The 11030-nt window shown below is 68.7% G+C and carries 7 protein-coding genes and 1 pseudogene; 1 reads left to right on the forward strand and 7 read right to left on the reverse strand.

Features of this window, described 5'->3' with window-relative positions:
• A pseudogene (locus I5I_RS15045) lies at positions 1-821 on the reverse strand (aminotransferase class I/II-fold pyridoxal phosphate-dependent enzyme); the annotation flags it as partial.
• Positions 822-891: 70 nt separating this feature from the next.
• A complete protein-coding gene (gene secA, locus I5I_RS15050) occupies positions 892-3684 on the reverse strand; it encodes a preprotein translocase subunit SecA (protein ID WP_036321652.1) in 2793 nt (930 codons plus the stop codon).
• Between the two features lie 143 nt (positions 3685-3827).
• On the opposite strand from secA, the gene I5I_RS15055 reads away from it, so the two are divergent.
• Positions 3828-5156: a hypothetical protein gene (locus tag I5I_RS15055; protein WP_036321654.1), complete on the forward strand. Its 1329-nt coding sequence runs from the start codon at positions 3828-3830 to the stop codon at positions 5154-5156.
• Positions 5157-5290: 134 nt separating this feature from the next.
• Here the strand turns inward: I5I_RS15055 and hpf are convergent, their stop codons facing one another.
• The 5 genes from hpf to mtrA all read right to left on the reverse strand — a co-directional run bounded on the left by hpf (position 5291) and on the right by mtrA (position 10921).
• Entirely contained in the window at positions 5291-5953 is a 663-nt protein-coding gene (gene hpf / locus I5I_RS15060; protein ID WP_036321656.1) for a ribosome hibernation-promoting factor, HPF/YfiA family, read from the reverse strand.
• 150 nt (positions 5954-6103) lie between these two features.
• Entirely contained in the window at positions 6104-6772 is a 669-nt protein-coding gene (locus I5I_RS15065; protein ID WP_036321657.1) for a ComF family protein, read from the reverse strand.
• Positions 6773-6868: 96 nt separating this feature from the next.
• Positions 6869-8563: an LpqB family beta-propeller domain-containing protein gene (locus I5I_RS15070; RefSeq protein ID WP_036321660.1), complete on the reverse strand. Its 1695-nt coding sequence runs from the start codon at positions 8561-8563 to the stop codon at positions 6869-6871.
• On the reverse strand, positions 8560-10230 hold the full coding sequence (mtrB, locus tag I5I_RS15075; RefSeq protein ID WP_036321661.1) for an MtrAB system histidine kinase MtrB: 1671 nt from the start codon (positions 10228-10230) through the stop codon (positions 8560-8562). Before mtrB ends, I5I_RS15070 begins: the two co-directional genes overlap by 4 nt.
• A gap of 10 nt (positions 10231-10240) precedes the next feature.
• Positions 10241-10921 carry an MtrAB system response regulator MtrA gene (mtrA, locus tag I5I_RS15080; protein ID WP_036321663.1) on the reverse strand — a complete coding sequence of 227 codons (681 nt, stop codon included), beginning with the start codon at positions 10919-10921 and terminating at the stop codon, positions 10241-10243.
• Between the last annotated feature and the right edge of the window lie 109 nt (positions 10922-11030).

Here is an 11030-nt window from a genome sequence, read left to right on the forward strand (position 1 = left end):
CAGCAGTTGGATGCCTTCGAGGACCCGGCGGCGTGCTTCTTCGGGCCGGTGATGACCATCCAACCCGACCGGTACCCCGCCACGCGATAGGTCTTCGACAGGCCGTTGAACGTCAGGCAGAGCAGGTCCGGCGCGAGCGTGGCCAGCGGGATGTGCACGGCGTCGTCGAACAGGATGCGGTCGTAGATCTCGTCGCTGAGCAGCAGCAGCGAGTGCTCTCGAGCGATCTCGACGATCCCCTCCAGCACCTCGCGCGAGTACACCGCGCCGGTCGGGTTGTTCGGGTTGATGACGACGATGGCCTTCGTGGCCGGCGTCACCTTCGACCGGATGTCTTCGAGGTCGGGCTGCCATCCGTTCTCGTTGTCGCAGCGGTAGTGCACCGGCGTCCCGCCGGCGAGGCTCGTCATGGCCGTCCACAGGGGATAGTCCGGCGCGGGGATCAGCACTTCGTCACCGCTGTCCAGCAGCGCCTGCATGGTCATGGTGATGAGCTCGGACACCCCGTTGCCGAGGTACACGTCGTCCGGATCGAACGCCGGGAACCCGGGCACCTGCTCGTACCGCGACACGACGGCGCGGCGGGCCGACATGATGCCGCGGCTGTCGCTGTAGCCGTGGGCGTGCGGCACCGCTTCGATCATGTCGCGGACGATCTGGTACGGAGCCTCGAAACCGAAGACGGCGGGGTTGCCCGTGTTGAGCTTGAGGATGCGGTGGCCGTCGGCCTCGAGCCGGTCAGCTTCGACAAGGGCGGCTCCACGGATCTCGTAGAGAACGTCCTTGAGCTTGGATGACTGGTCGAGGATGCGAGGACTCATCGGATCAGGATATCGCCGCCCCGACGAGGCCAATCGCCGCCCCGTGGACCGGGGCGACCCCAACCGTCGACTACTTCTTCTTGCCGGCGGCCCGACGCTCGGCGCGGTTGTTCGCCGCAGGCGCGGATGCCGCGGCATCCGTGCGCTGCCCGAATGCCCCGCGCGGAGCCTCGGCGGCGGGTGCGGCCGGCGCGGCGGGCGCGCTCTGCTGGCGGAGCTTGCTCGTCGCCGCCTGCTGGACCTGCCCGCGATCGTTGCGGACCTCGACCTCGCCGGCGTCGTTGGCAGCCGTGTACTGGAGCTTCTGGTTCTCGACCGAGGGCGCGACCTGCAGGCCCTTGGCCTCGACCTCCTCGCCGCTCTGGCGCACCTCGACTTCGAGGTTGTAGAGGAAGCCGACCGACTCCTCCTTGATCTGGCCCATCATGGTCTGGAACATCTCGTAGCCCTCGCGCTGATACTCGATCAGCGGGTCGCGCTGCGCCATGGCACGCAGGCCGATGCCGTCCTTGAGGTAGTCCATCTCGTAGAGGTGATCACGCCAGCGCCGATCGAGCACCTGGAGCACGACGCGACGTTCGAGCTCGCGCATGGCGGGCTCGCCGAGCTTCTCCTCACGCGCCGCGTACGCGATCTTCGCGTCCGAGAGGATCTCGCGCTTGAGCACCTCCGGCGTGACGCGCCCCTTGTTGCCGCTTTCGGCGACGACCTCGTCGATCGTCACCGACACCGGGTACAGCGTCTTCAGCTCGGTCCACAGCGCGTCGAAGTCCCAGCTCTCGTTGTGGCCGGTACCGGTGTGGTCATCGATGATCGCGCCGATGGCGTCCTCGATGAAGTGCTGCACGCGGTCGGACAGGTCGTCACCCTCGAGCATCTGGCGGCGATCGGCGTAGATCGCCTCGCGCTGGCGGTTGAGGACGTCGTCGTACTTGAGCACGTTCTTGCGGATCTCCGCGTTGCGGGCCTCGACCTGGGACTGCGCGCTCTTGATCGCGCGCGAGACCATGGTCGATTCGATCGCGACGTCGTCCGGGAAGTTCGTGCGGGCGAGAATCGCCTCGGCGGCGCCGGACTGGAACAGTCGCATGAGGTCGTCGGTCAGCGACAGATAGAAGCGGCTCTCGCCCGGGTCGCCCTGACGGCCCGAGCGGCCGCGCAGCTGGTTGTCGATGCGACGGGACTCGTGGCGTTCGGTTCCGAGGACGTACAGTCCGCCGGCCTCGACGACCTTGGTCGCCTCCTCGGACACCGTGTCGCGCATCGCGGCGTAGGTCTCGGTCCAGGCGGCATCGTACTCATCGGGCGTCTCGACCGGGTCGAGCCCCTTCGCCTTGAGCTCCTGCACCGCCAGGAACTCGGCGTTTCCGCCGAGCATGATGTCGGTGCCACGACCGGCCATGTTGGTGGCCACGGTGACGGCGCCGAGCCGGCCGGCGCGAGCGACGATCTCAGCCTCACGCGCGTGGTTCTTGGCGTTGAGCACCTCGTGCTTGATGCCCTTCTTGGCGAGCAGTCGCGAGAGGTACTCGCTCTTCTCGACGCTGACGGTGCCGACGAGGACCGGCTGTCCGGTCTCATGACGGCGTGCGATGTCCTCGACCACCTGCGCGAACTTCGCCTGCTCGTTCTTGTAGACGAGGTCGGGCTGGTCCTTGCGGATCATCGGCTTGTTCGTCGGGATCGGAACGACGCCGAGCTTGTAGGTGGACATGAACTCGGCCGCTTCGGTCTCAGCGGTACCGGTCATGCCGGCGAGCTTGTCGTAGAGGCGGAAGTAGTTCTGCAGCGTGACCGTGGCGAGTGTCTGGTTCTCCGCCTTGACCGGCACGCCCTCCTTGGCCTCGATGGCCTGGTGGATGCCCTCGTTGTAGCGACGCCCGACCAGGATGCGGCCGGTGTGCTCGTCGACGATCATGACTTCGTCGTTCATCACCACGTAGTCGGTGTCGCGCTTGAACAGCGCCAGGGCCTTGATCGAGTTGTTCAGGAAGGAGATCAGCGGGGTGTTCGCCGACTCGTACAGATTGTCGATGCCGAGGTAGTCCTCGACCTTCTCGATGCCGGGCTCGAGCACACCGATGGTGCGCTTCTTCTCATCGACCTCGTAGTCCACCCCGGCCTCGAGCGTCTTCGCGATCTTCGCGAACTCGACGAACCAGCGGTTGGCCTCGCCCGAGGACGGGCCCGAGATGATGAGCGGGGTGCGCGCCTCGTCGATGAGGATCGAGTCGACCTCGTCGACGATCGCGAAGAAGTGACCGCGCTGAACCAGATCCTGCTTCTGCCAGGCCATGTTGTCGCGCAGGTAGTCGAAGCCGAACTCGTTGTTCGTGCCGTAGGTGATGTCGGCGTTGTACTGCTCGCGGCGCACCTCGGGGGTCTGTCCGGCGACGATGGTGCCGGTGGTCATGCCGAGGGCACGGTAGACGCGACCCATGAGCTCGGCCTGATACGACGCGAGGAAGTCGTTCACGGTGATGACGTGCACGCCCTGGCCGGCGATCGCGTTGAGGTAGACGGCGAAGGTCGCGGTGAGCGTCTTTCCCTCACCGGTCTTCATCTCCGCGATGTTGCCGAGATGCAGCGCCGCACCACCCATGATCTGGACGTCGTAGGGACGCTGGCCGAGGGTGCGCTTGGCGGCTTCGCGCACGGCTGCGAAGGCCTCCGGCATCAGCTTGTCGAGGCTCTCCCCCGCCTCGTGGCGGGCGCGCAGCTCGGCGGTCTCGCCGCGCAGCTCCTCGTCGGTCAGCTGCGCATAGTCCTCTTCCAGGGCGCCGACCGCCTTCACGACCTGCTGAAGCCGCCGCAGGATGCGTCCTTCGCCGGCGCGGAGCAGTTTCTCGAGAGGGTTGGCCACGGAGCATCTCCATCTATCGGGTGCGGGCGACGTGCGACGTCGCCTCGACCGCGCACGCGGGCACGGCATACGGGGCCATGTTACCTGGCTGTGACTTTGCTTACCTGCGCGAGACCTCGAAAACACGCGCATAGGATCGTGACATGGCCGGATTCTGGGGCGCACGCAAGCAGGAACGCGAGCAGCGGGCGGCCGAGGACGCCGAGCTCGGCCGCCGGGCGGACGCGGCGCTCGTCGAGATCGACGAGCGCCTGCGCACTACGGAGGACGAACTCGTCTTCGCCGAGATCGAACTGGGCACCGAGCCCACCCAGAGCCTCCGCGAGGCGCTCAACGCGGTGCGCAGCCACATGGGCGAGGCGTTCCAGCTGAATCAGCTCAATCATGACCACATCCCGGACACCCCCGACGAGCTGCGCACGCGCAACGCGCGCATCATCCAGCTGTGCGACTGGGCACAGGAGCTCCTCGACGATCGCCTCCAAGCTCTCGCCGAGCCCGTCGAGCGCGCCCGCCGCGCTCCGGAGATCATCGCCGGCATCCGCGCCGACGTCGAGCGGGGCACACAGCGACTCGAACGCGCCGAGGCGACTCTCGCGCGCGTGCACGCCCGGTACGCGCCTGCCGCCGTGCGGCGCATCGAGAAGAACGCCACCGAAGCCGCCCAGCTCTTCGCCTTCGCCACGCACGGCGCCGATGTCTCCACGGCACGACGCGAGAGTGGTCAGCGGGAGCAGGCGAACCTCGCGCTGGAGACGGCGATGGAGGCGGTGCGCCGCGCGACCACCCTGTTGGATGCCGTGGACGCCTTCGAAGTGGAGGCGTTGCGTGCCGAGTCCACGCTCGACGCCATCGTGGAGGATTCGCGCGGCGACCTCGTGGCCGCTCGTGAGCTGCAGAGCATCGCCGCCGTGAGCGCTGCCATGGCTGCGCTCGAGAACGAGCTTTCCGCACTCACCCCGGCGGGCGAGCTTCCCGACCCGTTCGGTGAGCTCACCCGACTGCGTGAGGCCAACGCCGCACTGGATGCCGCGGTCGCCAAGGCCCGTGCACGTCTGGCCCACCCCGCACCGCCGGAGGGCCACGTCCGCCATGCGATCGACGACGCGGACCGCCAGCTCGGCGTCGCGCGCAGCGTCATCTCCGGCCACCGGGGATGGATCGGCGCCGATGCGCGCACCCGTCTGGCCGAAGCAGAACGGATCCGTCTAGACCTGGCGGCGCTGAGCGCACAGCCCATCGGCGAGGACGATCGCGAGCAGGCCCTCGCCGACGCCCGTCGGTGCGGGCAGCTGGCGGCGGAGGCTCTGCAGCTGGCCCAGCGCGACATCGACTCCTCCCGCCCGAATGACGGCGGCTGGGGAAACGGTGGCGGCTGGGGAGGCGGTCGCCGCGGTGGAGGCGGCGACATGGTCGGCGGCATCCTCGGCGGGCTGGTCATCGGCAGCATCCTGGACGGCATCTTCGACTGAGTCCGCCCGATCGGGCGGATGCGCCGACCCGCGCCGAAGAAGCGGAATCGGATCGGAGAAACAGAATCGGATGCCGCGCGTCGCGGCATCCGATTCTGTTCACTCGCCCCGGTTTCGGGGCTCGGCCGGGTGGCTCAGGACGCGAGCTCCGCGGCGGGCGGAGCACTGGCGGTGAGCGAGATCACGCCGTAGTCCCAGCCCTTGCGGCGATAGACGACGCTCGGGTGGTCGGTGCGCGCGTCGATGAAGAGGAAGAAGTCGTGTCCGACCAGCTCCATGCGGTCGACGGCCTCTTCGACCGTCATCCACTCGGCGTCGAAGTTCTTGGTGCGGATCACGACCGGCGTGTAGTTGTCCTCGCCCTCGTCGCCTACGGCGATCGGGATCTCGCCGGTCGCGACCGCACGCAGCGTCTCCACCGATGCCGGCTGCACGTCGATGCCGGACAGCGCCCCGCTGCCCTTGTCGAGCTTGGCTCCGCGCGGGTGGTTTCGGGCGTCCACGCGCTTGTCCTTGGCACGACGCAGCTGCTCGGCGAGCTTGTCCACAGCCATGTCGAGTGCCGTGAACTTGTCGTTGTCGGTGGCCTCCGCACGCACGAGCGGACCCTTGCCGGTGACGGTCAGCTCGACGGTCTCCTCTTCGCGGCTTCCGTTGTGATACGCGCGATGGGTGACCTTGACGTCGAGACGCTGCGCTCGGGGGGACAACGTTCCGATGCGGACGGACTTCTCTTCGGTGACGGTGCGAAAACGATCCGAGATGCTCACACCCACGCCGACGATGCTGGTTTCCATCCTGACCTCCTTGTTCCGGGTCCAGCCGGTCAAGGGCGGACCCTGAGTTCGCCTTGGTCTCTCCCACGCTATCGGGGCGAGGCGGCGCTGTCACGCGAGAATCCCGGGAGTAACGGACCGATTCTCTGAGCATCGGCAATGGATCTGCGCTCACGGGGCGTGTCGGGCGGTGGCAGCGACGGTCGCGGCCCCGATCACGTGCGCACCGCCCGCCGTCAGCGCCCGCACGGCCTCTCGCAGCGTCGCCCCTGTGGTGAGCACATCGTCGACGACGATGACCGACAGACCGGCGACGTCACGGGCACGGAGGGTTCTCGCGACGTTGCGCGCGCGGGCCTCGCGACCGAGCCCCCGCTGGTCGGCGACCGCGCCGCGTGAGCTCAGCGCCCGGAGCGGCTTCAGTCCGCCGCGCCCCGCCAGCAGGGTTCCGGTGTCGTATCCGCGCCGGCGGAACGCGCGGCGTGAGGACGGCACGGGCACGACCGCCACATCGATGCCGTCACCGTCCAGCCGCGCCACGGCCGCGGCCAGGGCGGCGCCGAGGGGCCGGGCCAGTCCTGTCCGCCCGTCCTCCTTGAACGCGCGCAGAACACGTGCCGGCACGCCCGAGAAATCCAGTGCGGAGCACACGGGCAGGCCCGGACGGAGTGAACCGACGCGCACGGACGGTCGAAGGAGTTCACGGCAGTTCGCACACAGGGCGACGTCCGGCTCGTCGCAGCCCGCGCACCACACGGGCAGCACGAGCGACAGCGCCGCTGCCGCGGCCTCGCCCACGCGGCGCCACGCGGACGCGCGCAGTGGCATCGGTTCGAGCATGATGCCAGCCTGCCGAACGCATGTCCTGCACGCGGACGCGAACGCGGACCTGTGGACCGATGTCTGCGCAGCGCGACGCGGGGAGGAGGATCCGCCTCAGCGCGGCATCCCCTGCTGCACCGCCAGTACCCGGACGCCCCCGATCAGCTGCTGCCAGTTGGCACCCCGCTGCGCATAGAGCTCGCCGTCGGTGTCACTCACGCTCGCGTTCGACGTCTGTCCCGAGAGCGTCGAGGTGTCACCAGGGGTACGGATCGGCGCGTCCGAGAAGCCGCCGACGTGCACCGCCTCGACGTACTGGTCCTGCCCGGCGCCCGCGAGCACGCCGAGGGTGCTCGCATCGAGCCACGTGAGATCCGTCGCGGCATCCGACAGCGTCGCGAGCTTCTTCACCGGCGAGGAGAGCGAGGTGGGCGCGCCGTTGCGATCCCGCTGGATCCCCGCTCCCCAGATGGCATAGCGATCACCGTCGCGCACCACGGCGACGAGCCTCGTCCCGTCGCGCGACACCCGCTGCGCGATGACCGCGGAGGCACCCGACCATCCTCCGGACATCGGGACGGAGGTGCCGCCCGGTGCATATGCGATCACCGATCCGGGTGCGTTCGACGGCACCGACCAGATGTAGCCCGCGGGATCGATGGAGGCGGCGACGAGATCCGGACGCGGGTCGAGGCGGCGGACGGGGCCGTCAGCGGGGACCTCGAGAACCGCGCCCGACGCGTCGCGGACGGCGGCGACGGTGCGATCGGCGTTGACTTCGATGTCGGTCGCCGAGATCTGCATGAGCGCGTCGGAGAGTCCGGGGATCGGCGAGATGGTCGTCCCCGACACGAACCCGAAGGCGTCGTCGGTGCGGACCAGGGGGTTGGCCGCCACCGCGGTGGAGCGGACGTCCACGCGCTGGGCCGTCAGCTGCTGACCCCCCGGAAGCAGCATGTCCACGCTCGTGATCCCGGGGACGTCGAGACTCGCCTCCAGCTGGGTCTGCATGCGGTTCAGCGCGATCTGGTCGAGCGAGCGCGCACCGTCCTGGAGCGTCACCTGCGCGACGTTGGACTGACGCGGAACGGATGTCAACTCGAGCCGTGCACCATCCGTGAACGCGCTCACCACCGCCCCGCGCAGCCAGGGCGCGGGGGCCCCGTCGACCAGTCCCTGCGCGATGTTGGTGGCGGCGTAATAACGCGGGAACCACCGCACGTCGGGCACCAGATAGGTCCACGTCGGGTCGAAGTACATCAACGCGTAGTCGCCGAACACCGCCTGGAACTGCGCCTTGTCCAGCACGATCCCATCGGGTGCTTGCGTGATCCGCCACTGCCCATCGTCTTGCTGAGCGAGCTTGAAGGTCAGCGGGATGGGGCCGTTGTCGGATGCTGGGCTCATCTCACCCGTGGCATCCACCGTCGCCACCGGCGAGACCGTCAGCACGATATCGCCGGATGCGCTCTGCTGAAGGGTGCGCTGCCCGGACGCGTAGATCGTGACGCCGGCCTGCGGCTTCCAGGTGCCCTTGTAGCTGGGGGCGAGGAACTGCTGGGCGGTCTCCCAGTTGTTCGTGGGGCCGGTGCCGGCCGCGATGAACCCCTCGACGATCTGCTGGGGGGTGGCGTCCTTGACCGGGCCCTTCGGGATGAACGCGATGTCACCGGAGGTGCCGTCGTCCACGATCCGCACGCCCGGGTTGACCGGCCCCGAGGTCGGCAGACCCGCGCACGCGGCGAGCACCACCATGAGCGCTCCCGCGAGCACGGTGATGCCCGCCCGGCGCAGACGCCGAACAGTCATGAGCGACCCCCCTTGTCGAACACGGTGATCGGCTGCGTGAGCCCGAGATCGTCGAGCGAAACGCCGTCCTCGCCCGGGTCGACCGGAACCGGCGAAGAGCCGTCGATGGGCTGACCCTGCCGCGGTAGCGTCAGCACGAAGTTCGTCCCGCGTCCGAGATCCGACCAGACGGCCAGGGTGCCGCCGTGCAGCTTCGCGTCACCGAGCGCGATCGACAGCCCCAGTCCCGTGCCGCCGATCGTGCGCTTGCGCGACGGGTCGGCGCGCCAGAAGCGGTCGAACACACGCTCGGCGTCGGCGGCGCTCATCCCGAGTCCGTAGTCGCGGACGCCGATCGCGACCGCACGCTGGTTGCTGTCCACGGTGACGACGATCGGGCGACCCTCGCCGTGCTCGATGGCGTTGCCGAGCAGGTTGCGCACGATCCTCCGGACACGGCGGGGATCCATGTCGACCGGAGAGTAGCCTCCGGGGGCGACCAGGCGCACGTCCGTCCCATGTTGATCGGCCAGCTGTTGCATCGAGGCGATGACGTCCTCGGCGAGATGCGCGAGGCTGGTCGGCTCGTACTCCAGTTGCACCGAGCCCGCGTCGTAGCGGCTGATCTCCAGCAGATCGGTCAGGAGCGTCTCGAAGCGCTGCACCTGTGCATGCAGCAGCTCTGCGGCGCGGGCGGTCGTCGGATCGAAGGAGTCGCGCTGGTCGTTGAGCATGTCGCTGGCCAGGCGGATGGTCGTCAGTGGTGTGCGCAGCTCGTGGGAGACGTCGGAGACGAAGCGCTGCTGCACGAGCGAGAGCTCGGCGAGCTCTTTGATCTGGGCTTCGATGCTGTCGGCCATCGCGTTGAACGAGCGGCCGAGGATCGCGAACTCGTCCTCCCCTCGCACCGGCAGCCGCACAGCGAGATCGCCGGCGGCGAGGGTCGCGCTGGTTTCGGCGGCCTCGGCGATCGGAACGGTCACCGAGCGCAGCACGAAGGAGGAGATCGCCGCGATCAGCAGCACGAGCCCGGCGCCCACGAGCCACAGGGTGATCTGGACGAACTGCAGGGTCTGCTGCTCCGGGGCGAGGTCGTAGGCGAAGTAGAACTCGTAGGCGCCGACCTCGGGAAACTCGAGCTGCTGCCCGACGACGATCCCGGGCACCGTGCCGCCGTCGGCGGCCGGCAGGCCGACGGACTGCCACCAGCGCTTCTGGCTGTCGCCCTGAACGGCGCCGCGCAGCCCGGGCGTGATCAACCCCGCGGTCAACCCTCCGCGCTGGAAGTCCTGCGGCGCGATCGTCGACGGCTCATCCGAGATGCGGAACGCGGCGATCATGTCGGTCCCGGCCTGCCGCGCGATCGAATCGGTCGCGTTGTTCCACAGCGACTGCAATGCGGCACCGTCGCCGTCGATCTGCGCGGCGTTGAGCGTCTGCTGGGTGGACTGCGTAGCGCGCTGCACGGCCTCCTGCACCTGCTGGACGCGGGACTCGAAGAGGTCGTTCTGGATCGCGAGCGCCATCGCGACGAACGCGATGAGGATGGCCAGAGCCGTCGCACCGATCGTGATGACGAGCGTGCGAAACCTCAGCGACCGGGCCCACGCATATGCCACACGGCGCGGCCAGCTGCGCCAGTCGCGCCAGCCGGTCAGCGTCGGCACGGTCGCCGTCTGCGGCGTCATGAGCGGCCGATCACACCACCGCGCCGGCGCGATAGCCGACGCCGCGCACCGTCATGACGATCCGCGGGTTGTCCGGATCGATCTCGACCTTCGCGCGCAGCCGCTGCACGTGCACGTTCACGAGACGGGTATCGGCCTTGTAGTGATAGCCCCAGACCTGCTCGAGCAGCATTTCGCGCGAGAACACCTGCTGCGGCTTCGAGGCGAGGGCCACCAGCAGCTCGAACTCCAGCGGGGTGAGCGCGATGACCTCGCTCCCCCGGCGCACTTCGTGGGCGGCGACATCGACGACGACGTCGCCGATGCGAAGATCACCGCCCGTCGCCTCAGCGGCGGGTCGCAGCCGCGTGCGGATCCGCGCGACGAGCTCCTTCGGGTTGAAGGGCTTGACGATGTAGTCGTCCGCGCCGGACTCGAGCCCGCGAACGACGTCGGCGGTATCGGTGCGTGCGGTGAGCATGATGATCGGAACGCCCGATTCGGAACGGATGCGCGTGCAGATCTCGATGCCGTCCATCCCCGGCAGCATCAGATCCAGGAGCACGAGGTCGGGCCGCTCATCGCGCCACATCTCGACGGCGGCGGTGCCGTCGGCGCAGAACAGCGGTTCGAAGCCCTCGGTGCGCAGCACGATGCCGATCATCTCGGCGAGCGCGATGTCGTCATCGACAACGAGGATGCGGGAAGTCATTTGGCCTGATTCGTCCTTCGGGTGGGCCGGATGCCGCGACGGCGGCAGGGCGCAAGAACACAGTATCCGACGTGTCTGGGTTGAGACCGAGTGCCGCGCAGAACGACGC

Source organism: Microbacterium sp. B24, assembly GCF_000333415.1.
In the GTDB taxonomy this organism is placed as follows: Bacteria; Actinomycetota; Actinomycetes; order Actinomycetales; family Microbacteriaceae; genus Microbacterium.

Excerpts from the sequence above, each read along its gene's own strand:
- I5I_RS15055 (WP_036321654.1), top strand. The coding sequence starts at position 3,828 with ATGGCCGGATTCTGGGGCGCACGCAAGCAGGAACGCGAGCAGCGGGCG.
- hpf (WP_036321656.1), bottom strand. The coding sequence starts at position 5,953 with ATGGAAACCAGCATCGTCGGCGTGGGTGTGAGCATCTCGGATCGTTTT.
- I5I_RS15065 (WP_036321657.1), bottom strand. The coding sequence starts at position 6,772 with ATGCTCGAACCGATGCCACTGCGCGCGTCCGCGTGGCGCCGCGTGGGC.
- I5I_RS15070 (WP_036321660.1), bottom strand. The coding sequence starts at position 8,563 with ATGACTGTTCGGCGTCTGCGCCGGGCGGGCATCACCGTGCTCGCGGGA.
- mtrB (WP_036321661.1), bottom strand. The coding sequence starts at position 10,230 with ATGACGCCGCAGACGGCGACCGTGCCGACGCTGACCGGCTGGCGCGAC.
- mtrA (WP_036321663.1), bottom strand. The coding sequence starts at position 10,921 with ATGACTTCCCGCATCCTCGTTGTCGATGACGACATCGCGCTCGCCGAG.